General features: G+C 33.0%; 23 protein-coding genes and 1 pseudogene. 8 read left to right on the forward strand and 16 right to left on the reverse strand.

Features of this window, described 5'->3' with window-relative positions:
• Positions 1–6 precede the first annotated feature (6 nt).
• Positions 7–351 (reverse strand): hypothetical protein, encoded by a 345-nt coding sequence (locus ACMGE9_RS02045; RefSeq protein WP_414043599.1) that lies wholly within the window; start codon positions 349–351, stop codon positions 7–9.
• Between the two features lie 154 nt (positions 352–505).
• On the opposite strand from ACMGE9_RS02045, the gene ACMGE9_RS02050 reads away from it, so the two are divergent.
• Genes ACMGE9_RS02050 through ACMGE9_RS02060 form a run of 3 tightly spaced genes read left to right on the forward strand, consistent with a single transcriptional unit; the run spans position 506 to position 2,305 of the window.
• Entirely contained in the window at positions 506–1,093 is a 588-nt protein-coding gene (locus tag ACMGE9_RS02050) for a CYTH domain-containing protein (protein WP_414043600.1), read from the forward strand.
• 47 nt (positions 1,094–1,140) lie between these two features.
• Positions 1,141–1,506, forward strand: coding sequence for a globin (locus tag ACMGE9_RS02055; RefSeq protein ID WP_414043601.1), 366 nt, complete (start codon positions 1,141–1,143; stop codon positions 1,504–1,506).
• 19 nt (positions 1,507–1,525) lie between these two features.
• Positions 1,526–2,305, forward strand: a complete 780-nt coding sequence (locus ACMGE9_RS02060) for a DsbA family protein (RefSeq protein WP_414043602.1) — start codon at positions 1,526–1,528, stop codon at positions 2,303–2,305.
• 320 nt (positions 2,306–2,625) lie between these two features.
• Here the strand turns inward: ACMGE9_RS02060 and pepF are convergent, their stop codons facing one another.
• The 4 genes from pepF to spxA form a co-directional block, all read right to left on the reverse strand.
• The gene (gene pepF / locus ACMGE9_RS02065) at positions 2,626–4,437 is read right to left on the reverse strand and encodes an oligoendopeptidase F (RefSeq protein ID WP_414043603.1); all 1,812 of its coding nucleotides are present in this window, start codon (positions 4,435–4,437) and stop codon (positions 2,626–2,628) included.
• A gap of 36 nt (positions 4,438–4,473) precedes the next feature.
• Positions 4,474–5,466, reverse strand: a complete 993-nt coding sequence (locus ACMGE9_RS02070; RefSeq protein ID WP_414043604.1) for a competence protein CoiA — start codon at positions 5,464–5,466, stop codon at positions 4,474–4,476.
• A gap of 75 nt (positions 5,467–5,541) precedes the next feature.
• A complete protein-coding gene (gene mecA / locus ACMGE9_RS02075) occupies positions 5,542–6,210 on the reverse strand; it encodes an adaptor protein MecA (protein WP_414043605.1) in 669 nt (222 codons plus the stop codon).
• A gap of 139 nt (positions 6,211–6,349) precedes the next feature.
• Positions 6,350–6,745, reverse strand: coding sequence for a transcriptional regulator SpxA (spxA, locus tag ACMGE9_RS02080; RefSeq protein WP_262993844.1), 396 nt, complete (start codon positions 6,743–6,745; stop codon positions 6,350–6,352).
• Between the two features lie 438 nt (positions 6,746–7,183).
• Here spxA and trpS point away from each other — a divergent pair, with 438 nt between their 5' ends.
• Positions 7,184–8,176 carry a tryptophan--tRNA ligase gene (trpS, locus tag ACMGE9_RS02085; protein WP_414043606.1) on the forward strand — a complete coding sequence of 331 codons (993 nt, stop codon included), beginning with the start codon at positions 7,184–7,186 and terminating at the stop codon, positions 8,174–8,176.
• Between the two features lie 85 nt (positions 8,177–8,261).
• On the opposite strand, the gene ACMGE9_RS02090 is transcribed toward trpS, so the two are convergent.
• The 6 genes and pseudogenes from ACMGE9_RS02090 to ACMGE9_RS02115 form a co-directional block, all read right to left on the reverse strand.
• A complete protein-coding gene (locus ACMGE9_RS02090; RefSeq protein ID WP_414043607.1) occupies positions 8,262–9,920 on the reverse strand; it encodes a peptide ABC transporter substrate-binding protein in 1,659 nt (552 codons plus the stop codon).
• Positions 9,921–10,268: 348 nt separating this feature from the next.
• Entirely contained in the window at positions 10,269–11,234 is a 966-nt protein-coding gene (locus tag ACMGE9_RS02095) for an ABC transporter ATP-binding protein (protein ID WP_414044429.1), read from the reverse strand.
• Positions 11,235–11,509: 275 nt separating this feature from the next.
• Positions 11,510–12,583 (reverse strand): ABC transporter ATP-binding protein, encoded by a 1,074-nt coding sequence (locus tag ACMGE9_RS02100; protein ID WP_414043608.1) that lies wholly within the window; start codon positions 12,581–12,583, stop codon positions 11,510–11,512.
• Between the two features lie 14 nt (positions 12,584–12,597).
• Positions 12,598–13,539, reverse strand: a pseudogene (gene opp3C / locus ACMGE9_RS02105) (oligopeptide ABC transporter permease); the annotation flags it as partial.
• 116 nt (positions 13,540–13,655) lie between these two features.
• Positions 13,656–14,582 (reverse strand): oligopeptide ABC transporter permease, encoded by a 927-nt coding sequence (opp3b, locus tag ACMGE9_RS02110; RefSeq protein WP_414043609.1) that lies wholly within the window; start codon positions 14,580–14,582, stop codon positions 13,656–13,658.
• A 157-nt stretch (positions 14,583–14,739) separates the two neighbouring features.
• The gene (locus tag ACMGE9_RS02115; protein ID WP_414043610.1) at positions 14,740–16,383 is read right to left on the reverse strand and encodes an ABC transporter substrate-binding protein; all 1,644 of its coding nucleotides are present in this window, start codon (positions 16,381–16,383) and stop codon (positions 14,740–14,742) included.
• 317 nt (positions 16,384–16,700) lie between these two features.
• On the opposite strand from ACMGE9_RS02115, the gene ACMGE9_RS02120 reads away from it, so the two are divergent.
• On the forward strand, positions 16,701–17,057 hold the full coding sequence (locus ACMGE9_RS02120; protein WP_414043611.1) for a DUF3899 domain-containing protein: 357 nt from the start codon (positions 16,701–16,703) through the stop codon (positions 17,055–17,057).
• Between the two features lie 147 nt (positions 17,058–17,204).
• Here the strand turns inward: ACMGE9_RS02120 and fabF are convergent, their stop codons facing one another.
• The 3 genes from fabF to ACMGE9_RS02135 all read right to left on the reverse strand — a co-directional run bounded on the left by fabF (position 17,205) and on the right by ACMGE9_RS02135 (position 20,483).
• Positions 17,205–18,443, reverse strand: coding sequence for a beta-ketoacyl-ACP synthase II (gene fabF / locus ACMGE9_RS02125; protein WP_414043612.1), 1,239 nt, complete (start codon positions 18,441–18,443; stop codon positions 17,205–17,207).
• 3 nt (positions 18,444–18,446) lie between these two features.
• Positions 18,447–19,397 (reverse strand): beta-ketoacyl-ACP synthase III, encoded by a 951-nt coding sequence (locus ACMGE9_RS02130; protein WP_414043613.1) that lies wholly within the window; start codon positions 19,395–19,397, stop codon positions 18,447–18,449.
• Between the two features lie 78 nt (positions 19,398–19,475).
• The gene (locus tag ACMGE9_RS02135; RefSeq protein ID WP_414043614.1) at positions 19,476–20,483 is read right to left on the reverse strand and encodes a BMP family ABC transporter substrate-binding protein; all 1,008 of its coding nucleotides are present in this window, start codon (positions 20,481–20,483) and stop codon (positions 19,476–19,478) included.
• 88 nt (positions 20,484–20,571) lie between these two features.
• Between ACMGE9_RS02135 and ACMGE9_RS02140 the strand changes: the two genes are divergently transcribed.
• Positions 20,572–20,766 (forward strand): DUF2929 family protein, encoded by a 195-nt coding sequence (locus ACMGE9_RS02140; protein WP_414043615.1) that lies wholly within the window; start codon positions 20,572–20,574, stop codon positions 20,764–20,766.
• A gap of 52 nt (positions 20,767–20,818) precedes the next feature.
• On the opposite strand, the gene clpB is transcribed toward ACMGE9_RS02140, so the two are convergent.
• Positions 20,819–23,401 carry an ATP-dependent chaperone ClpB gene (clpB, locus tag ACMGE9_RS02145; protein ID WP_414043616.1) on the reverse strand — a complete coding sequence of 861 codons (2,583 nt, stop codon included), beginning with the start codon at positions 23,399–23,401 and terminating at the stop codon, positions 20,819–20,821.
• Between the two features lie 168 nt (positions 23,402–23,569).
• Between clpB and ACMGE9_RS02150 the strand changes: the two genes are divergently transcribed.
• A complete protein-coding gene (locus tag ACMGE9_RS02150) occupies positions 23,570–24,274 on the forward strand; it encodes a Crp/Fnr family transcriptional regulator (RefSeq protein ID WP_414043617.1) in 705 nt (234 codons plus the stop codon).
• Positions 24,275–24,350: 76 nt separating this feature from the next.
• Here the strand turns inward: ACMGE9_RS02150 and ACMGE9_RS02155 are convergent, their stop codons facing one another.
• Positions 24,351–24,659, reverse strand: a complete 309-nt coding sequence (locus ACMGE9_RS02155; RefSeq protein WP_414043618.1) for a metal-sulfur cluster assembly factor — start codon at positions 24,657–24,659, stop codon at positions 24,351–24,353.
• Positions 24,660–24,756: 97 nt separating this feature from the next.
• Between ACMGE9_RS02155 and ACMGE9_RS02160 the strand changes: the two genes are divergently transcribed.
• Positions 24,757–25,566, forward strand: coding sequence for a Cof-type HAD-IIB family hydrolase (locus ACMGE9_RS02160; protein WP_414043619.1), 810 nt, complete (start codon positions 24,757–24,759; stop codon positions 25,564–25,566).

The following is a 25,566-nucleotide window of genomic DNA, read 5'->3' on the forward strand; positions in this document are numbered from 1 at the left end:
CTCACTTTAGAGCTCAAATACCTCTTCTGCACGTTCAGTAAAAGGTTTTCCGTAATTATAGTTATCTTTAATATTATCCAATAACTCATCAAATTCAGTATTAAAATCAGTTAATTCGATTGTACCGTAAAGGAACCATGGATAGGCTTTATATGCTTTCATCATCGCCCATGTTTCTTCGACAAAACGTAAATTTGCATATGCATTACCAGCATCTAATAAATATACAAATTGAAAGTTATCACTATCAACGACCATCGTTCCAGTTGCTTGTACTTCAATTTGAGGTTCTTCTGTTAATAATATAACTTTATTTTCTTCTAATTTAATTTCATTGACATGTAAATTCATTCTATTATCATCTCCTTAACAAGAATATTTTAACATAAATATTCAAAATACTTTAATGAATTTGTATTTAAGTTATTTAAGTCATAGTGTAATTTACTTTACTTCATATGTCCTCTTGTACATAATGAAAATATACAACTAAAGGGGGCTCACCATGGAAGAACTTGAAATTGAATTCAAGAACATACTCGATTATTCAACATATGAGCAATTGAAATCGGAATTATTTGAAACAGCACCCATCATAACGCAAACAAACTTTTATATCGATACAAACAATTATGATTTAAAATCTCATAAATGTGCATTACGCATAAGAGATAACGGATCAAGTAAAGTAATGACCTTAAAAATTCCACAAAAAATTGGCATCATGGAATACACAGGTGCTATCGATGAACGCATTATTGATCAAGAATATATAGAGCAAGGGTATATTCCTGAGAATATAGATGCGCAATTAAAGCATATGAATATTCCAGATAACGCATTACGCATTTTTGGAGCATTATCTACGGAACGCCGTGAAGTTGAGTATAAAAATGGCTTGCTTGTACTTGATGCCAGTTACTATTTAGATACAAGCGATTACGAATTAGAATATGAAGTTTCAAACTTTGAAGAGGGGCAAATAAATTTTAACGCATTCCTTGAATATTATAACATTGAAAAAAGAGAAACGTTGAGTAAAGTACAACGATTTTATAATCATTACCAAAAGCTCACAAGCAAAATACTTTAAAATTGGTGAATAAATGCTATATTAGTATAAAAGTAAGGAGACGCTATATGGAAACACTCTATGAGCGCATCGGTCAACAAAATCTTTATCAAATGATTGATATATTTTATCGATATGTCTCACAAGACGACCGTATAAATCACTTATTTCCTGGAGATTTTGTTGAAACTGCTCGCAAGCAGAAGCAATTCTTAACGCAGTTTCTTGGTGGACCAACACTCTATTCTGATGAACATGGACACCCAATGATGCGTGCCCGTCATATGAACTTTCAAATTGGTGAAAACGAAAAGAAAGCATGGTTAGAAAATATGACACGTGCCGCACACGAAGTTGATATGGAAAATGAGGTTAGAGACTATTTACTACAGCGATTAACGTTAACAGCTGAACATATGAAAAACGTCGATTAAAGATTGAAGGTGATGTAGAATGGGACAACTACAATTAATGGTTAATCAAATACAAGAACAATTAACACCAAGTCAAAAGATTGAAATTTATTCTTTCTTTGATCCTTTTTGTAAAGATTCTTGGAAACTAAAAGCTACTTTACGTAAATTGCAAATTGAATACTATCAATTCGTAGAGGTTAAACAAATTCTACTTCCAACATTAAAAGTATTAACTAAATGCCAAGCCCAAAGTACAACATGTGATGATAACATTGCGTTAGCCTTCAAAGCAGCTGAATTACAAGGTCGTAAGAAAGCTAATCTATTTTTAAACTTTATACAAAATGAAATTATGCCTAAACAAGATATTATTACCAAAGAACTCATTATGTACTGTGCTCAAAAAGCTAATTTAGATATTGATGTCTTCATGGAAGATATTCGCAGCAATCATGTCACTACATCTTTAAAATGTGACCAACATATTGCTAGTGAAATGGACGTTACAGTCACACCTACACTTGTATTCTTCAATGAAAATTATGAAGATGAAGGTTTAAAGGTTGAAGGAATTCAAGACTACCACATTTATACCTATATTATTAATGAGTTGGTTGACATTCCAATTGAGAAGAAACTGCCACCGTCACTTGCTGAATATATCCATGAACAAGAAATGGTAAGCGAACATGAACTTGAAGTAGTGTATGAATGGCCACATAATATATTATTGAATGAACTTCGCAAATTGAAATTACAAAATATTATTGAAGATGTCTATTATGATTACGATTTATTTTGGCGTATTAAACATTAATAATGCACCCACTACTTCAAAGTTGTGGGTGTATTTTTTGTATCAATTAAATTTTATAGTTACTAGTACAGTTTTTCAATCGCTTTCATTGTTAATATTATTGAATTCCTTTACTATTCATTAAAAAAATGCATAAAAAAATACCGTGTCTGATTACACGGCATTTTAAACAAAGGGGATGGGAGAAATTTTTCACTCAAACAAAGGGGTATGTTTGGTTTGTGATTAATTTCATGTACTTAATATAACACGTTATTAAAGCTGTTTCAATGTAAAAGGTTAGTGTTCACAAAGTTGACAAATTGAAAACGTATCCAATGTTATCCTTTCATTGCTTTGATTAAACGCTCAAATTCATCTAGACGTTCTTCAAATACTAAACATGCATTTTTAATTGGTTCACTAGATGTCATATCTACGCCAGCTTTCTTTAATACTTCGATTGGATAATCTGAGCTACCCGCCTTTAAGAATTGATTAATGTAACGATTAACTGCGGGTGTACCTTCATCTAATATCTGTTTACTCAATGCATAAGCGGCACTATATCCTGTTGCGTATTGGAAAACATAATAATTGTAATAGAAATGAGGGATTCTACTCCATTCATATTGAATATAGTCATCCGTAATAACTGCATCGCCATAATATTTTTTATTTAATGCGGCGTATTCAGTGTTTAATCGATCTGCTGTTAATGGTTCGTTCTTTTCGACAATAGAATGAATGAGATATTCAAATTCAGCAAACATTGTTTGTCTGAATACAGTTCCTCTAAAACCATCTAATTGGTAATTTAATAAATATAATTTTTTCTTTTCGTCATCTAAATTTTTATACATATAATCAGCTAGTAATGCTTCATTACAAGTCGAAGCAACTTCAGCAACAAAGATTGAATAATCTGACATATTTGATGGCTGATTCGCTCTTGAGAAATAACTATGTACACTATGTCCAAACTCATGTGTTAAAGTAAATGTATTATTGACACTATCTGTCCAGTTCATTAAAATAAATGGATTTGTACCAAATGTGCCTGAAGAATATGCGCCACTTCTTTTCCCTTTATTTTCATACACATCTACCCAACGATCCATTAAACCTTCCTTTACCACATCTGTATACTCTTTACTCATCGGTTCTAATGATTTCAACATCCAGTCTTTCGCTTCGTCATATGATACTTTAAATTCAACATCTTCAATTAATGGTGTGTACATATCATACATATGCATTTCGTCTAATTCTAATAACTCTTTACGTAACGCAGTATATCGATGTAATAAAGGTAAGTTGTCATTAATTGTATTGATAAGCGTTTCGTACACTGTCTCTGGAATGTCATTATTTGATAATGCTTGATGTCGTGCACTATTGTAATTTCTTACTTTACTTGAGAATACACTTGATTTCACTTTGCCTGCTAATGTCTGTGATAATGTATTATTAAATTTACCATATTCTGTATAAACTGCTTTATATGCATTCTCACGTAAGACACGATCCTCAGACTCTAAATAAGTAATATAATTTCCATGTGATAATGGTAAGCTATTACCGTCTTTATCTAATACATTTTCAAATGTTAAATCAGCGTTATTGAACATACTAAATGTATTACTAGATGCTGATAATGCTTCTTGTGCTTGTGCTAAAATTAATTCTTCTTTCTCACCTAATACATGTGGACGACGTTTATTGATTTTTTCTAAATCAAATCTAAAACGTTCTAATCCGTTATTTTCTTTAATAAATTCTGCTAATTTTACTTCATCTATTGTCATTAACTCTGGTAACATAAAGCTCCAAGCAGATGAGAATTGACTTGCTAGTGTTGCTGCGCGTTGTTCAAATGCAGTATACTTAGCATTTGTTGTATCTTCATCATGTTTTAAATGCGCATAAACGTACACTTTACCTAACAATTCATCAATTTCAGAATCAAGTAACAAGGCATTCAATAAAACTTCACTAGATGATCCAAGTTGTCCTTGAAATTCTTTTTCTTTACCTAAATAAGAAGATAATGCTGTAAATGCCTCTTCAAAAGCTTCGTCACTTGCAAATATAGTTGTTAAATCCCATGTGTTTTGTTCAAGTTGTTCACTTCGCGTCATTAATTCTGTCATACTATACCTCCATAATATTTAATACTATTAATTTTCTCACTTTTCTGTTATTAATGCACGTATTTGATTTGATGTTACTTGATAATTTTTTAATATTTGAAATGCTAATTGTTCATGAGACATTAATCTTTTACTTTGTTCCGTTAAATTCAGTAAACTCATCCATTTATCAAAGTTAAAAGTTTTATGTTGAATCATAATCATCAAACCGACTTGCCATTCTATTGGATATGTATTGATATAAAGTTGTTCTCTTAAAACAACACGTAAATATTTCGGAATATGCCTGCGATCTATACCAAGTTGATATAAACCACTTAAGGTTGGTTCTAACACAGATTTCTTCGCCAAACAGTTTTGAATATACTGCTTTGATTCAAGTTGACTTATTATGCGATAGTCTCTACTCAATTGACTTTGTTCAACTGCTTGTAGTAATGCCTGTCCCGATTGAATCGTTTCGATTTCTATATCAAATGTATTTCTGTTAACGATTTGTAAGATATGAAGCGCAAAAAAAGTTTTCAACTCCGTATGATAGGCGATCAACACATTTCCTTTCAAATGTATCAAAGCACTTTGAAAGTGTGTCAGTTTCATACGTTTTCCATCAATCTTTATATCTTGAAATTTAGCAATCCAAATAACATCGATGCCAATGGAACCATATCCAGCTGAACGTGCTGCTATATGATTAATAGGAATCACTGACATTTGTAGTTCTAAAGCAATACCCGTATGATGAAAGCAATCAGGAATTTGTTCAATTTCAGGTAAATAGTATTCCATATAACACGTTTGAGGTGTGAATAATTCATACAATGCATACTTTCCTTCGATATGCGATACTGTTTCTTTTTTGTATATATACATAAAACAATCTTTTATTGACTGATGTGCAAAGTGTGGCATTTTAACTTTACCTTTTTTTAAGACAACTGGACGATTACATATTGGACATGTATATATTCCTGGTTTAGCATGTTGAGCATTAACTAATTTTTGTTGTGAATTCAACGCTTGTAACAAAAGAAGCACCTCCTACATATATATAGTAGGAAATGCTCAAAGTATTTTTTACATTTCTGTAAAAAATGTAAATGACTATTGTTTAAAATATTTTCTTACTTGATGTTTCACATTGTAACTCATAACGACTTTACCGTATTCTTCAAGTTGTTCTTTAGAAATTCTCGTTTCAACGGCATATTCTAGAATATGTGCGACATACGCATGGACTTCATCGTCTGGTAAGCGCTCATCAAAACTCACATAATAGTAATATTTACCTTCGTGCATATATAATAAATCTTCAATATCAATTTCGTAGTGGTCATCATAACTAAATTGAATGACGTCTTCTAAAGATTCAAAATGTGCAATGAACTCATTTTCCAATTCATTCACTGCTGCAGCTTTCATTAATAAATCACGTAATTCTTTCTCATCTTGCATAGATTTATTTAAAAATTCATTGACTTGATATTCTAATTGCTCTGGTGATTCATCATCCGGTAATTGTAATACATCATCTTGCTTAGACTTAGTAATGACAAATTCGATACCTTTGTCAAAGGCATGCACTTGAATCCATAATGGTCCATCAACAAAAAACTCTTCTTCTTCATTGACTTCTTCCATCATTGACCAAAAGAATGCTTCGCCTGCTTTACGGCTCGTCCATAAATCATGTTGATTAAAGCCTCTTGCCTCTATATCAGCATATGTTAAATAAAATTTTAAAGTGGTGTCATTTACGCGCTCAATTCTCATGGTCTACTCCCCCTATTCAATAGAATTGTAAGTCTATTGTACATGAAAGGATACACGCCCACAATGAATTAAGCTTGTAAAACGGCATAAAAAAGCTGTCAAAATCGTTCATGTGAACAAATTTTGACAGCAATAATTATTAATCTACCATACGTTGTGCTTCTAATAATTGGAACGTACGTACTTTACGTGGTAAGAATCGTCTAATTTCATCTTCATTATATCCAACTTGTAAACGTTTTTCGTCTAAAATAATTGGACGACGTAATAGACCTGGGTTCTTTTGAATAATTTCATATAGCTCTTGTAAAGGTAATGAGTCAATATCTACATTTAATTTTTGGAATGTTTTTGAACGGGTAGAGATGATTTCATCTGTACCGTCTTCTGTCATTCTTAAAATGGCTTTAATTTCATCAATTGATAAATTTTCTGAAAATATATTACGCTCCGTATACGGAATGTCATGTTCTTGTAACCATGCTTTCGCTTTACGGCAAGATGTGCAACTTGGTGAAGTAAATAATGTTACCATACATCTCACTCTCCTAATTGTGTTATTTATCGGTTAGATAGTTATATGTATAATTTATCTTAAACGTATAATAAATTTTACCCATTACTGATCAATCTAAACATTGTCAAATGAAAAAGCTTAAAAATCTTTTTCTCTAAAAAGTTCGTTAAGATAAACTATCAGCTGAATGCTCTAACCTGATATTCTTATTATATTATCCGAACATTAAAATTTAATGAGAATTCCCTAATAAAATCAAAATAATTGTCTGAACATTCAATCAGATACTAAAAATATCAATTTCTCACTTTTTTCTGTTTACTACTTCACTATACACCCAATAAAAGCTTATTACAATACGTTTTCATGATTTTTCATAATTGTCATATTCACTATTTTTATAAATCACTACAATATAGTACAATAGAATTATTATTATAAAAGGAGTAAACTAATATGCAAACATTATTCTCAGGTATCCAACCGAGTGGTGTTCCAACCATCGGTAACTACATTGGTGCGCTACAACAATTCGTAGAAATTCAAAATGATTACGATTGCTATTTCTGTATCGTAGATCAACATGCCATAACAGTACCTCAAGATAAATTAGCTTTAAGAAAAAACATTCGCTCTCTAGCAGCGTTATACTTAGCAAGTGGATTAAATCCAGAGAAAGTAACATTGTTTATTCAGTCAGAAGTACCAGCACACGCCCAAGCTGGATGGATGCTTACTACCGTATCTACAATCGGTGAATTAGAACGTATGACGCAATTTAAAGATAAAGCTAAGGATCGTAAAGATGGTATTCCAGCTGGTTTACTTACTTATCCACCATTAATGGCAGCTGACATCCTTTTATATGGTACACATATTGTACCTGTCGGTGAAGATCAGAAGCAGCATATGGAATTAACGCGCGACTTAGCAGAACGATTTAATAATAAATATAACGACATTTTTGTGATTCCAGAAATCAGAATGCCTAAAGTCGGTGGTCGTGTGATGAGTTTACAAGAACCAACGAAAAAAATGAGTAAGTCTGATGTGAACTTGAAAGGATTCATCTCATTATTAGACCCACCAAACATAGTAGCGAAAAAGATTAAAAGTGCTGTTACAGACTCTGATGGCATTGTAAAATACGATAAAGAAAATAAACCCGGTATCTCAAACTTACTCGGTATATACTCAATCTTCTCTGGTAAATCAATTGAAGAGCTTGAAGTAATGTATGAAGGTAAAGGATATGGCGACTTTAAAGCTGATTTAGCAGAAGTGATGGTTAACTTTATCACACCGTTCCAAGAGAAATACGAGCACTATATGAACTCACCAGAGCTAGATGAAATCTTAGATCGTGGAGCTGAAAAAGCAGCGTTTAAAGCGAATAAAATGCTTAAGAAGATGGAAAACGCGATGGGATTAGGTCGTAAAAGAAAATAAGAGAATATATTTGAAATAAAAGAACTTCACCGATATATCGGTGAAGTTCTTTTTTAAAGATGAGTAAGACACTTAGTCATCTTTCTTATTTTTTACCTTCAATAACTACTTCTTTTAAAGTTGTGTCTCCAGCAAATTTGTGTGTTACATAGTTTTTCACGTAAGGTTGACGAAGACGTGCAGTACCACGTTGATACATTGGGATGATTGCAGCATCTTCTAAGAAGATATTTTCAGCTTCTTGTAAAGTCGTCCAACGTTTTTCAGTATCTTCTAATAATGGACCTTTAGCATCTTTAACCATTTTATCGAATTCTTTGTTTGACCAATCCATTTGGTTATGAGGGCCGTTTGTCACAAACATATCGATAAATGTCATAGGGTCTGGATAGTCAGGACCCCAACCAGCAAATGATAATTCGTAGTTTTTCTTAGATTCTAATTCTAATTTTTGTTTAAAAGGTTGTTGTTTAACTTTTAAAGTTACACCTGGTAAGTTTGTTTCTAATTGTTCTTTAATGTACTCAGCATCTTTCTTAGATGTATCAGCATCATACGTTAAGAACTCAAATGCAAATTTGTCTTTACCTAATTCTTTTTTCGCTTTTTCAAGATATTTTTTCGCTTCTTCTTTATCATAGTTTAAAGGTGATTTAACGCCTTCAATGTAGTCTTTACCGTCTGGGCCTTTAACGAATTCTTTAGGCATTAAAGTATCTACTGCTACAGAACCGTTGTTTAATAAAGTTTTAACATATTTATCTTTGTCAATTGCTTTCGCTAAAGCTAAACGTAAATTTTTGTTTTGTAAATCTTTGTTTTTAGATTGGTTAATACGTACAAAGTATGTTGATGCATCTAATTCAGTTGAGAATTGATCTTTATATTTCGCATCATTTTTGTATTTATCAACATTTTCAGCTGTTAATCCTACTGCGTCGATTTTACCAGTAGTATATAAGTTTAATGCTGTTTGTGTTTCTTTAACGATTTGATAGTTAATTTCTTTTAATTTAACTTTGTCTTTATCCCAATATTCTTTGTTTGGTGTTAATTGGTAATTTTTCTCAGTATTCCACTCATTTAATACGAAAGGACCGTTGTATAAAGTGTCATCTTTAGTTGTACCGAATTTTTCACCTTTTTCCTTAACGAATTTTTCGTTTTGAGGTAAGAATGAACCAAATGCTAATAATTCTTGGAAGTAAGGAACGTTAGTTTCTAATTGAATTTCTAAAGTGTTGTCGTCAATTGCTTTAACACCTAATTCAGAAGGTTTTACTTTTCCTTCATTTACTTTTGTTGCATTTTTGATATCTGCCATGATGTACGCATATTCTGCAGCAGTTTTAGGATCTAATGTACGTTGCCAAGCAAATACGAAGTCTTTTGCAGTTACAGGGTCTCCGTTTGACCATTTCGCATCTTTACGTAATTTGATTGTCCAAGTTTTACCGTCTTTAGATTTTTCAGGATCACCTTCAGCAACACCAGGAACGGCTTTATCGTCTTTATCTAATGTATAAAGACCTTCCATTACTTGGTTGAAAGTATCAAATGATACTTGGTCAGTTGCAAGTGAAGAGTCCATAGATGGAATGTCTGAACTAGATGAAAAGTTTAATACTTGATCACTTTTACCATCTCCGCCAGCAGATTTTTTATCTTCTCCGCCAGAACATGCTGATACAAAACCAGTTAAAGCTAATAATAATACTAAAAACCATTGAAAGTTCTTTTTCATTCAACTTTCCCCCTACATATAATATTTTTCAATCTGCTGTTTTAGAATATTCAGAAGATTTGTATTAATTATATTTTATTCGATAGTTTATAGCAATACTTTTTTTATACATTTTCTAATTTTTTTGAATATTTTATTATTTTATAATTATTCATTAACATTAATTAAGTATAACTTTAAAATTTATATACTACGCCTATTAGACAGCTAAATTAAAATTTAAGTACTATTTAATTTGCATATCGTGTAAAAATACATTTTATATTTTTTTATAAATATTATAAGTTTTTATGTATAAAAATCAAAAAAGACTTAAAGATGATTGTTCATCTTTAAGTCTTGATCATTTTAGTAGTCGTGATTATATGCTTTCTTTAAAGCTTCGTACTCTTTTGGAGAGCAATAAACAAAATGGTCTGGCGCTACTTCACGTAGTTCTAAAACATCATCTGCAGTGTATGCATGTACATCTGGGTTATATGTTTTACGTACACGCGTACGTTCTGATTCTGGATCTGGTAAAGGTATTGCTGATAATAATGACTTCGTATACTCATGAAGTGGATTGTTATATATTGCATCCGCAGGTCCAACTTCAACTAATTTACCAAAGTACATTACTCCGATACGATCTGAAATGTACTTAACCATTGATAAATCATGGGCAATAAATAGGAACGTAATACCACGCTCGTTTTGTAATTTCTGCATTAAGTTTACAACTTGTGCTTGAATCGATACGTCTAATGCTGAGATAGGTTCATCGGCAATAATAAATTCTGGTTCTACTGCTAGTGCTCTCGCAATCCCAATACGTTGACGTTGTCCACCAGAGAATTCATGTGGATAGCGATTGGCGTGTTCTTTTGATAAACCTACAGTTTCTAATAATTCATAAACACGATTTGCACGGTCCTGTTTATTTTTTGCTAATTTATGAATATCGATACCTTCAGCAATAATATCCATAACTTTAAGTCTTGGGTTTAATGATGCATATGGATCCTGAAAGATCATTTGCATGCGACGATTGAATTTTAATAAATCTTTTTTATTTTTGATTGATTGAATATCCGTACCATCAAATATAACTTGTCCACCTGTAGCATCGTATAATTTTATTAAAGTTCTTCCAGTTGTAGATTTACCACAACCAGACTCTCCTACCAGCCCTAAAGTTTCACCACGAAATATATCAAACGTTATATCATCAATCGCTCTTACTTCATTTTTCTTGCCAATATTGAAGTACTGTTTTAAGTTTTTAACTTCGATTAATTTCGTCTTTCCTTCAGCATATGGCTTTGTTGGCAATGCTGCTTTTTCTGCTTCAGTTAATTCTGTTTTATTTAAATCAGCTTCAGAATAGTGAGATGCATCTTCAATAATCTCATCTTCACTAACTTCTATTGGACCATCTTCTATTGTATGTTCTTCAACTTTAGTGTCCATTTGATTTTGAGTTGTTTTTACATTTTCATTTGAGTTAAGTCTTGTTGTATTATTCATATTTGTTTCAACTTTATTATCATTACCTTCAGTCACTTTAACGCGACCATCCGTATTATTATGAACTCTATCATCCCTCATTAGAAGTTAACCCCCTCTACACGTTTTGGTTCTGCATAATCACCAGGCATCGGGCGCAGTTTTTGTTTAACCATCTCAGGAAGTTCAACTTTTGGTGCTTGAGGATCCATTAACCATGATTTAACAAAGTGTGTGTCTGATACTTGATACCAAGGTGGCTCTTGTTCAAAATCAATTTGTAATGCATAATCTGAACGACGTGCAAATGCATCTCCAACTGGTGGTTTAATTAAGTCTGGTGGTGTACCAGGAATTGCTTTAAGTTCTGTATCTTGATGCGTATCTAAACTTGGCATAGAAGATAACAGTCCCCAAGTATATGGATGCTTCGGATTGTAGAAGATTTCGTCTACAGTTCCAGTTTCAACGATTTGACCACCATACATAACAGCTACACGGTCAGCAACGTTAGCAACTACTCCTAAATCATGAGTAATAAAGATAATTGATGTATCAATTTTCTTTTGTAAGTCTTTCATTAATTCTAAAATTTGCGCTTGAATGGTAACATCAAGTGCTGTTGTCGGCTCATCAGCAATTAGAATTTTTGGATCACATGCAAGTGCTGTCGCAATAACGATACGTTGACGTTGACCACCTGAGAATTGGTGAGGATAATTGTTAAATCGTCCCTCAGGATTTGGAAGACCCACTAAGCGTAAGATATCTAACGCACGTTCTTTCGCCTCTGCTTTTGATAACTTTTGGTGCTTAATCAGTGGTTCCATTACTTGCTTACCGATTTTCATTGTTGGATTTAATGATGTCATTGGATCCTGGAAGATCATTGAGATATCTTTTCCACGTACTTGTTGCATTTCTTTTTCTGATAGCTTCGCTAAATCTTTCCCATCAAAAAGGATTTCTCCTTCTTTAATGCGAGAGGGCGGTGTTGGTAAAAGTCTCATGATTGCTTTTGTTGTTACTGATTTACCTGAACCCGACTCCCCAACAATTGCTAATGTTTCTGCTTTATCTAAGTGGAAATCAACTCCACGTACTGCTTGAACTTCCCCCGCGTTAATATCGAAGGAAACTTTTAAATTCTTAACTTCTAAAATTCGTTCTGCCATTGATATTTCCTCCTTTATTTACGCATTTTTGGATCGAATGCATCACGTACACCATCACCAAATAGATAGAAACATAAAATTAATAATGATAATACTAAAGATGGTGCAAACATTTGATATGGATGAATGAGTAACATTTTACGTCCATCATTTACTAATCCCCCTAAAGAAATCATTGGAGGCTCTAATCCTAAACCGATGAAACTTAAGAATGCTTCGAAGAAAATCGCTCCTGGGATAGAGAACATCGCAGTAACAATGATTGGTCCTAATGTATTCGGTAAAATATGTTTGAAAATTAAACTACTATTAGAAGCACCTAATGTTCTTGATGCTAAAATGTACTCTTGACCTTTCAATTTCAAGAATTGGCCACGAACGATACGACTCATTCCAATCCAACCTGTCACTGACATCGCCAAGATAATTGTCCATAAACTTCCACCGAAAAGAATTACAAATAAAATCATAATGATTAAGTTAGGAATTGACGAAATGATTTCAATAATACGCTGCATTAAAGTATCAACCCAACCGCCAAAGAATCCCGAAATCGAGCCGTACGTTATACCAATAACAACATCAAGGAATGCAGCAACGATACCAATGAAAATAGATATTTGTGTCCCTTTCCATGTACGTGTAAATATATCACGGCCAAGTTGGTCAGTTCCAAACCAGTAGGCTTCTTTAACATTTTTAGATTTATAAACATCAAATCCATCTTTATCTTTACCATCAAAAGGTAAGAATCCAACATCTTTTAATGCCATAATTTTTGGTGGCAAATTAGAATGATCAACGTTTTGAGCTTTGTGTGTATGTCCACTAATCATTGGTCCAATAAGGGCCATTAATGCAAGTAAGATTAAGCCAATTAAACCTAAGATGGCTGCTTTGTTCGCTTTTAATTGTAACCACGCATCTTGCCAAAATGTCTTAGATTCTCTTTCAATCTTTTCCTCATTTATTTCATCACGATTGGCCAGAACAAATGAACCAGGAGGTGTCGTTAAATTTTGATTTAAATTTGCATGACTAATATTCTCTTCTACTTCATTAAACTTTGTCATTAATCTCTACCTCCTTGAACACGGATACGTGGATCGATGATGCCATATAATACGTCAACAATGAATAATACTGCTACGAATAATGCACAGATGAATACTGTAAGCGCCATAATAACTGGATAATCATTCATTTGTATAGAACGTACAAATTGGTCACCTAATCCTGGGATACCAAATATTGTCTCGATTGTTAAAGCACCTGTTAAGATACTCACTGTCATAGGACCAATTAAAGTAATGATGGGAATTAACGCGTTACGTAATGCATGCCCAAATAATACTTTTGGCGTTGAGTTCCCTTTCGCTTTTGCCAGTGTAATATAATCAGAACTTAATACTTCTATCATTTCAGAACGAATATAACGCGCGATCGTTGCAATTACCCCGGCTGATAAAGCGATAGCCGGTAATACTGCATAACTAATATCTTCCCACCCTGCAACAGGGAACAATTGTACTTTTACCGCTAAGAAATATTGTAATAATACTGCTAATACGAATGATGGTACTGAAATTGCAAATACCGAGAATACTGTAGCTAAATAATCTACCCATGTATTCTGCTTAACGGCTGCAACTACACCTAATATAATACCGATTACGATACCAATAATCATTGCGTACAATCCGATTTCCGCTGATGGGCCAAGACGAGGAATGATTAAACCTAATACCTCTTTATTATCATATTGGAAAGAAACTCCAAAATCTCCGGTTGCAGCTTTCTTTAAATAATTTACATACTGAACTGGCAGTGGATCATTTAATCCGTATTTTTCATTAACGATTGCTTTTTGTTCTGCTGATAACTTTTCGTCATTAAACGGAGAACCTGGCATTAATTTCATCAAAAAGAACGTTGCCGTCATAACAATGAACAAAGTTAAAAGCATATAAGCAATACGCTTAATCGTATATTTTAACATGCACTTCTTCCTCCCTTATATTTAAATGTAGTGCAAAAGCTTTTTTGCTCTAATAATATAATAACTAAATTTTCTCATAATTCATACAATTATTTTTATTTATTTAAAAAGAAGGATATTAATAGCATATCCTTCCTCCTAAATTTTTTTCAAAATACTATTTTTCAATTGAAGTTTCTTTAAATGAGTAATCTCCAGCAAATTTATGTGAAACGATATTTTTAACGTAAGGTTGTGTTAAAAATGCACTTCCGCGTTGATAGATTGGAATGATTACTGCTTCATTTAAGAATTCTGTTTCAGCATCTTGTAATGTCGTCCATCGTTTTTCAACATCTGTTAACAATGGGCCATTTGCATCTTCAATCGCTTTATCGTAAGTTTTTGAAGACCAACCTGTTTGGTTATGTGGACCATCTGTAACAAACATATCTAAGAACGTCATTGGGTCTGGATAGTCAGGACCCCAACCTGCTAATGATAACTCGTAATTACCTTTAGATTCTAAATCTAACTTTTGTTTGAAAGGTTGTTGTTTAATTTTTAAAGTAACTCCTGGTAAATTCGTTTCAACTTGTTCTTTGAAGTATTCTGCATCTTTCTTTGAAGTTTCAGAGTCAAATGTTAAGAATTCAAAAGTGAACTTATCTTTACCTAAAGTCTTTTTCGCTTTCTCGAGTGAATCTTTTGCTGCTTCTGCATCAAAGTTTAACGGTGACTTAACACCTTCAACATAGTCTTTGCCTGATTCGTCTTTAACAAAATCTTTTGGCATTAAAGTATCAATAGCTACAGAACCATTGTTTAAATTATTTTTAACGTATTTTTCTTTATCGATTGATTTAGCTAAAGCCATACGTAAATCTTTATTCTGTAAATCTTTATTTTTCGTTTGGTTCATTCTAATGAAGAAAGTCGATGCATCTAATTCAGTTGAGAAGTTTTTATCTTTTTTGTATTTATCAATAAATTCAGCTGGTAAACCAATACGGTCAACTTTTCCTGTCGTAAACATGTTTACACCTGAGTTTGGATCTTTTAATACTTTATAAGTAATTTTATCTAATTTCACTTTATCTTTATCATAATATTTATCATTCTTAGATAAAGTAAATTTATCTTCAGTTTTCCATTCGCTTAATGTAAATGGTCCATTGTATAAAGTATCTTTTTCAGTAGTACCAAATTTGTCGCCTTTTTCTTTAACGAATTTCTCATTTTGTGGTAAGAAAGTACCAAAGGCTAATAATTCGTTGAAATATGGTTTAGATTTCTCTAATTCAAATTCTAAAGTAGTGTCATTTACGGCTTTGACACCTAATTCAGTAGGTTTCATTTTTCCTTTATTAACAGCTTCAGCATTTTTTAAATCATACATAATATATGCATATTCAGCAGCTGTTTTAGGGTCTAAAGTTCTTTGCCAAGCAAATACGAAGTCTTTTGCTGTAACTTTGTCTCCGTTAGACCATTTTGCATCGTCACGTAATTCAATTGTCCATTTTTTACCGTCGGCTGAGATTTTTGGCTCACCTTTAGCAATTGCCGGGACGGCTTTATCATCTTTATCTAATGTGTATAATCCTTCTATTGTTTGGTTGTAAACATTAAATGAAACAGAATCCGTTGCTAATGATGAGTCCATCGTTGGAATATCACTTGCAGCAACTAAACGTAACGTTTTACCCTCTCCACCAGCTGATGAGCCAGTTTCTGTTCCACCTTTCTTGCCAGAACATGCTGCAAGAACCATCGTGATAGCTAAGAATAAAACTAATAGCGATTTTACCTGTTTTTTCATTTCTTTCCCCCATTTCTTAATTGCCTCTGGTTAATTTTCAGAAGATTAACTTTATTATAAATGTTTTGGTATTTAAATAGCAATAACTTTTTATACATTTTTTTAAATAATTTTCAGCCTTTTTATGCATGATAGTGCACTAAAGTGTTAAACTGATGGTATATTTATACTATATAATGTATATAAAAATGTTGTGAATACGAGTTTAATACTATTTTAATTATTTTTATTTCGTGATTATTCATTTTTATAACATTTTATATGCATATATTAAAATTATAGTTATAATAAATAAAGTTAAATCAGGAGGTATAATAGTGAAGAAATACATCATAATATGTGTAATTGAAGTTGGCTTAAGTGTTCTTTATACACTTTTTAAAGGTTTAAGTTTATTACATTTTCTAAATGGAATATTTACAGTGTCATTGATTGGTCTATGTATCGGACTGTTGATGTTGATGTATGGTGATGGCGCGTACAGTATTATGGGACATTCATTTAGAAAGTTTAATTATATGTTGGCACCGAAGCGTATTAAAGAAACAATGGAGGAAGACCCTAATTTCAGTACAAAATTACGTATTAGACAAGAAAAGTATACTTGGACTAATCCTATTTTGTTCGTGTCACTAGGATTAGTTGTTATAAGTTTAGGATGGATGTTTGTTTAAAGAGATGAGAATGTTGGAAATTTAAGATTTGGACGATAAACCCAGTTTGTTAGCCAATTTTTTGAATATCCATGTATTTATCTTTCCCTTCTTTATTGTAGACATTAACATAAAAATGAGTGAGAAAAATTAATTTCTCACTCATTTTTATTGTTTACTATACTTCTTTAATACTAGCACTGCGTTGTGTCCACCAAATCCTAAACTATTTGTCATCGCGTACTCAATATCACGTTCAACACTTTTATTCGGCACGAAGTTTAAGCCAAATGCTTTCTCATCTTGTTGATGTATTGTAGGTGCAATCTTTCCAGTTTCGATTGATAAAGCTGTAATGATTGTTTCAATTGCGCCTGTTGCACCAAGTAAGTGACCTGTCATAGATTTCGTAGATGATACAAGTAATTTCTCAGCATGCTCCCCAAAAGTTGTATTTATTGCCATCGCCTCATATTCATCACCAATCGGTGTACTAGTACCGTGTGCGTTTAAGTAATCAATCTTATTAGGTTCAATACCAGCATCCTTTAATGCCATCTTCATAGTACGAACGCCACCTTCACCATTTGGCGCTGGAGCTGTAATATGATGTGCATCACCATTGTTACCATATCCGACAACTTCAGCATAAATATGAGCACCACGTGCCAATGCATGTTCTAAATTTTCTAACACAACAACGCCTGCACCTTCACCCATAACAAAACCATCACGCCCTTCTTGATACGGTCGACATGCTGTTTCAGGATCTGCATTTGTACTTAATGCACGGTTAGATGTGAAACCTGCAATACTTAATCGAGTAATCGGTGCTTCAGTTCCACCAGCAATCATCACATCTGCATCTCCATATTGAATCATACGTGTTGCATCCCCAATAGAGTTTGTACCTGTTGCACAAGCTGTTACTGTACACCCATTAGGTCCTTTTGCACCTAAATCAATTGAAACTTGTCCTGCTGCCATATCAGGGATTAACATTGGAACAAAGAATGGACTCACGCGTCTTGGTCCTTTATCCACTAATGTTTGATGTGCATTTTCGAATGACTCAATACCACCAATACCAGAACCTAGCCAAACTCCGATTCGGTCACTATTATCATCCGTAATTTCTAATTTAGAATCTTTTAACGCCTCACGTGCTGCAACAACTGCATATTGCGTAAAACGGTCCATTCGACGCGCTTCTTTTAGTGGCATATGCTCTTCTATATTAAAGTTTTTTAACTCTCCAGCAACTTTTACTGCTAAATCTTCATTTTCAATACGTGTAATCGTTGCTATTCCGTTTACACCGTTAATCGCATTTTCAAATGTTGTACGAGCATCATTTCCGATTGGGCTTAATGCGCCGATACCTGTAATTACGACTCTATTCTTCATCAATTAATTCTCCTTATCTCCCCATATTAAAGTCATTGCACCATAAGTTAAACCGCCACCAAATCCTACAAGCACAAGTTTAGAACCATTTATCACCTTACCTTGTTCAATTTCATGAAATAGTGATAATGGAATACTAGCAGCAGATGTATTCCCATATCTATCTACTGTAACACTCATTTTTTCAGGTGGTATTCCCAAACGTTCTCTCGCAGATTCCATAATACGTATATTAGCTTGATGAGGGATAAACATATCTATATCTTCTGAAATCAATCCGGCTTTCTCCACTGATTTCGATGATACTTCTCCCATAATACGCACTGCAAATTTAAATACTTCGCGTCCATTCATTTCAAGTAATCCTGACTCCTTATTTTCAAATAAGTACTTACCACCTGAACCATCACTGCCCCATTCATGTGATAAGAAACCATATCCTTCAGCGACTTCACTTACTATAACAGCTGCTGCTCCGTCTCCAAATAATATTGCTGTGTTACGGTCATTTAAATTAGCAATTTTAGTTAACTTTTCTGCACCAACGACCAATATGTTTTTACATAGACCTGTTTTAATAAATTGTTCTGCTGTAATTAAACTATAAATAAAACCCGTACAAGCTGCAAGTTGATCCATTGCAGGAACATTTCTTAAGCCTAATTTATCTTGAAGCATGGTAGCAACAGATGGAAATTTATGATCTCCTGTAGCTGATGCTACAATCACCATATCAATTTGGTCTTTATTAATATTAGCATTTTTAATCGCATTTTCGCATGCAATATAAGCTAAATCACTAACATCTTGATCATCACTTGCAAAACGACGTTCTTTTATTCCTGTCATTTTTGAAATCCATTCATCAGATGTGTCTAAATAACTTTCGAAATGTGCATTTGTCACTACTCTTTCAGGAATGTAAACCCCTATACCCTTTATACCAACATTCATATTACGCACCTCTTATATCTACTTTTAGTATCTGGTACTAATTTATCACAAAATTATAAGAACTTCAATTAGAAGTTCTTATTGTATATCATTTGTTTCAATATATGAGTTATCTTTATATTTCGGTGTTTTTTTACCATTGGGTAACACGTCTTTAATTATATAGTCTTCCATTATTTGATTCATTTTCTCTTCTGTTTCAGAGGTTACTAAAGGGGAAAAACTCTTCACTCCTGTTACATCATCTCTCATTCCAAAGTACTTTGTACCACCTACTAGTCGTCCTTCTGAATAATCTTTAGCGATATCTTGATATAACTTCGAAATATCTTGTATTGTGCTTGCAATGACATAGTCACCTAAATAACTTTGGTCGGAAATATATCCAATTGCTTTTCGGTCATAATCTTTAACAACGCCCATCACTTCAGTATTTATCCCATCTGCAGCTGGATAAAAAATATCCACATCATTTTCAATCATTTTCTTAGTAATTAATGTTGCATCACTGTGATAACCCCACGTTTTGACAAAAGTTGCTTGTACGACTGTTCGATCATTCTCAAAATGTGCACCATCTCTAAAGCCGATAATTTCAGGTTGATAATCAAAGGCACCAATTACCCCAACATTATGTGTTTTCGATTCATGACTCGCTAAGTATCCAGCAAAAAAACCCATACTATAAGCTTCAATATTTAAAGCTGTAACATTTTTATGCTCACTCTTGCCATTTGTAAATACAAAATGTACTTTAGGATATTTTACTGCATATTCATTAAATAACTTCTCATATTGAGAACCTTGTCCGTAAACTATTGACACATCACGTTGCATCAATTGATTAAGAATCACTCGCGTTTTATCATCCGTATCGATATTTTCTTGTATGTAAAAGTTTGTATCATATTCTTGAACGATGTCTAACATTGCTTTATAACCTTCTGTACCCCACGTTTGATCATGGATAGAATCCGGAAAAATAAAGCCAACACTATTGATTTCATGATATTTCGGAATTTTGATATATACAATTGCGCTGAGCACAGCTATAAGCACAAATACAAATGCTAAAAATTTCTTCATTTTTAAGTCCTTTCAATGTATGGGGTATACATTTTGTCTACACTCTTTTATAATAATAAATATAACATCTTTCATGGGGGATAAACATATGCAATATATTATGACTTTCGTTTGGGCTTTTATTTTAGTTCAAATGGGTAACTTCGTATTAATGAGTTTAGGTGGCGGTAATGACTTAAACTTACCTTTCGCATCAATAATTGGCGTTGTATTCGGAATATTAGCAATTATTATTGCACATCTTATTCCAAACGAACCAATTCCAACTCACGAAGAACACTAATTTATACAACACATAAAAAAGTCGAGACGATATGAATCCGTCTCGACTTTTTTTATACTGTAAACGTAACCCCAGTTTCAGATTTATCAACTTTAATAATTGTATCTTCTTGATAATCTTCTTTAATTAATAATCTTGCCAGTGGCGTCTCAATTTCTTTTTGAACAAAACGTTTTAGTGGACGTGCACCAAATTGTGGCTCATAAGCAGTATCAGCAATCCATTTCTTAGTCTCTTCTGTTAATTCGACTTTCACACCTCGGGCATCTAATCGTACATTTAATTCTCGTACAATTTTATCCACAATAAATGTCATATCATTTCTGCTTAATGGTTTAAATAACACAATATCATCCATTCGGTTTAATATTTCAGGTTTAAAATGGAGATGTAAGGCATCCATGACATTTAATCTAGCTTCTTCTGTAATTTCATCATTTTCAATGCCATCTAGTAAATATTGTGAACCTATATTACTTGTCATAATAATGATTGTATTTTTAAAGTCTACAACACGTCCTTTTGAATCTGTTAATCGACCTTCATCTAACAATTGTAATAACACATTAAACACATCAGTATGTGCTTTTTCAATTTCATCTAGTAATAATACAGTATAAGGATTACGTCTAACCGCTTCTGTTAATTGTCCACCCTCCTCGTGTCCAATATATCCGGGAGGTGCTCCAATTAAACGTGAAACTGCATGCTTCTCCATGTATTCACTCATATCAATACGCACCATATGTTTTTCAGAATCGAATAAAGTATTTGCTAATGTTTTAGCAAGTTCTGTTTTACCTACACCAGTTGGTCCTAGGAATAAAAAACTACCGATTGGTCGGTTTGGATCTTTGATTCCGGCACGCGCTCTTACTACAGCATCTGCCACTAAATCGACTGCCTCATCTTGACCAACAACTCGTTCATGAAGAATCTCAGATAGCATTAGTAACTTTTCTTTCTCAGTTTCAACTAATTTACTTACAGGAATACCCGTCCATTGAGATACAATATAACCAATCTCTTCCTCAGTCACTACTTCACGAATTAATCGATCAGTTCCTTTTGTTTCTTCAATTAAACTTTCTTCTAATTCAGCTAATTCTTTTTCAACTTGAGGAATCTTACCGTACTGTAATTCAGATGCTTTCCCAAGATCATAGTTACTTTGAGCTTCTTCTAATGCTGTACGATATTTATCGAGTTCCGCGCGTTTCTCTTGAACAACACTAATTTGTGATTTCTCACGTTCAACACGTGCTTGCAAAGTATGTTGTTTCTCTTTCTCATCCGCGAGTTCCTTTTGTAGCTCAGCTAAACGACTTTGACTCTTACTATCGGTTTCATTTTTTAAAGCTTTCTCTTCAATTTCAAGTTGTAATACACGTCGATTAACTGCATCAAGTTCAGTTGGATTAGAACCCATCTCTGTACGAATTGTTGCACACGCTTGATCCACTAAATCAATCGCTTTATCAGGTAAAAAACGATCAGTAATATAACGGTCTGATAATTCAGCTGCTGCCACAAGTGCTGTATCTTGAATTCTCACACCATGGTGCACTTCATAACGTTCTTTTAAACCACGTAAAATTGAAATAGTATCCTCTAAATCAGGTTCTTGAACATTTACTTTTTGGAAACGTCGCTCTAATGCAGAATCTTTCTCAATATATTGACGATATTCATTTAATGTTGTTGCCCCTATACAATGTAATTCTCCACGCGCGAGCATTGGCTTTAACATATTCCCTGCATCCATAGCACCGTCAGTCTTACCAGCACCGACAAGCATATGAATTTCATCAATAAATAAAAGAATTTTTCCATCTGAATCTTTAACTTCTTTTAAGACTGCCTTTAAGCGCTCTTCAAATTCACCACGAAATTTTGCACCTGCTACCAGTGCAGATAAATCAAGTTCAAAAATTGTCTTATCTAATAAGGCATCTGGTACATCTTTTTTTACAATACGTTGTGCTAATCCTTCAACAATTGCAGTTTTACCTACACCTGGTTCACCAATTAAAATCGGATTATTTTTAGTTTTACGACTTAATATACGAATTGTATTTCGAACCTCTTCATCACGACCAATAACCGGGTCCATCTTACCATTTCTCACTTCTTCTACTAAGTCGCGTCCATATTTCTTTAACACTTCATATTGTACTTCTGGGTTTTGTGTTGTCACATGATTTCCCCCTCTAATTTGATTAATCACTTCTTCGATTATTTCAGCTTTATTGCCGATAAAATCTTTCGTTAATGCGTGCGTTTCAATAGCAGCTAAAATAATATGCTCTACAGACGTATATTGATCGTCCATTTCAGTCATTATTTTATCTGCTCGATTCATTAAATTACTAAAGTCATTACTTAAATATTGACCATATTGCACATTACCTTCGACTCTTGGATACTTTTTAAGTTGCTCTAATAATAAATTTTTATACGTTATTACATCTAAATTGCTGCGTTCGAAAACCGTATTTAACATACTATCACTTTGCATTACAAAGTGTTTCATTAAGTTTTCTACTTCGATGGCTTGTAATTTTTCTTCTATAGCATCGTTTTGTGCAAATTCTAAAGCAGTCTGTACATTATAAGTCATTTGTTCAATATTCATCTTATCACCTCGATAATAGTTTGACCTTCTTTGACTATAGTTTTATTATAAAATCATTTGTAAAAAAAAACAACTAAAGTGCATTACAAAGAGATAAAATAGATACATAATTATTACTTATGATAATTTTTTGTGTGCTATAATAAGTTTAATTAATAAAAAGTGCGGGTGATACAATTGGTACAAGCTGAATACCACGAAGCGATAAGTATAATTAACTATATTACTGAAGAGGGTAAGCTCGAAACATTTGATCAAAATCAATATATATATCAAGCAGAAGACTTGGCTAATGCCATTTATGTCATCAAGAGTGGGAATATCGTGATACATCGTGTTTTAGAAGATGGGAAAGAATTCTCATTAAAGTTATTAGGGCCGAGAAATATTTTTGGATCTACAACATTATTTTGTGGTATGAAGAAGCATTCGTTATTTGCGAAAGCAAAGACAAAAGTTTCTGTATATAAACTTGACATTGATCAATTCGAAAATGCAATATTGAATGATGAAGTATTAAATTACGAATGGTTATTATGGATTCAAAATGAAAATGAAAAACAAGAGTACAAATTAAGGGATTTATATACTTTGGGTAAAAAAGGAGCTATCTACTCTACGTTGATTCGATTGTCAAATACTTATGGTGTATTAACTGACGAAGGCATTCAACTTAATATAGATATGACAAATAATGAGCTAGCGAACTTTGGTGGTACTACTCGAGAAGGAGTTAATCGGATTATTAGTGAACTTAAATCTAATGACATTATCGCTACAAAAGGTAAACGCATTACAATTAAAGATATCGACTATTTAAAAGAGCAAATTAATTGTGAGAACTGCCCTATTAATATATGTAAAATGGAGTAAGCGGCTGCAAGTGACGTTTGAGAAACCAAAAAAAGGCTACGAGATGAATTATCTCGTAGCCTTCTCTAATTACTTCTTATGATACACCTAATGCAATTTTAGCATAACGGCTCATCATATCTTTAGACCATACGGGTGTCCATACGATGTTCACCTCAACGTCTTTTACTTCTGGTAATTCACTTAAGGCAGTTTTAACTTGATCAATGATTTGTGGACCCATCGGGCATCCCATTGACGTTAAAGTCATGTCAACTGTTGCTAACCCGTCATCATCCATTTCTACATGATAAACTAAACCTAAGTTAACGATATCTATACCTAATTCAGGATCAATTACATTCTCTAATGCACCCATCAAACTATCTTTCATTGCTTCATCCATTCATATCACCTCAATCTTTGTTATAATCTTACTATATCAAAAATCATTTTCTTTTCAAATAATATATTTTAGATACATGATTAAAGGAGTCGTTACTTTGGAACAGCATTTAATTTGTCTAGATTTAGACGGAACTTTACTAAATAAGAATCAAGAGATTACGCCATACACAAAAGAAATTATTAAAAAAGTCCAAGATCTAGGACATAAATTTATGATTTCTACTGGTAGACCCTATAGAGCAAGTCAAATTTATTACACTGAACTAGATTTAGATACACCGATTGTCAATTTTAATGGTGCATTCGTTCACCATCCAAAAGACATGATGTTTGAAACATTTCACGAGCCACTCGATTATCAAGTAGCGCGCGAAATTTTCGAAAAAATACCACATTTAAATATTCAAAATATCGTTGCAGAAGTAAAAGACCATGTTTATCTCCATTATCATGATGAATATTTATTTGAAGGTTTCAGTATGGGTAATCCTTTAATTGAAGTAGGTGATTTACTTAATAGTATTAAAGAACCTCCTACTTCAATTTTAATTCAAGCTGAAGAATCGGAAATCCCTAATATTTATAAACATTTAGATCAAGTTTATGCTGAACATTTAGAACATCGCCGCTGGGGTGCACCATTTCCAGTTATCGAAATTGTCAAAAAAGGAATCAATAAGGCAGTTGGTGTAGAAATTGCGTTAGACTACTTAAACATTAAACGAGAAAACACAATTGCATTTGGAGATGAAGACAATGACCACGAAATGATTGAATATGTGGGAACAGGTGTTGCGATGGGTAATGCGATTGATGCATTGAAAAATATAGCAAATGATATAACAGATACAAATAATGAAGATGGCATAGGAAAATACTTAGCACGATATTTCAATATAGAATAG

Source organism: Macrococcus animalis (genome assembly GCF_047425875.1).
Classification (GTDB): Bacteria; Bacillota; Bacilli; order Staphylococcales; family Staphylococcaceae; genus Macrococcoides; species Macrococcoides animalis.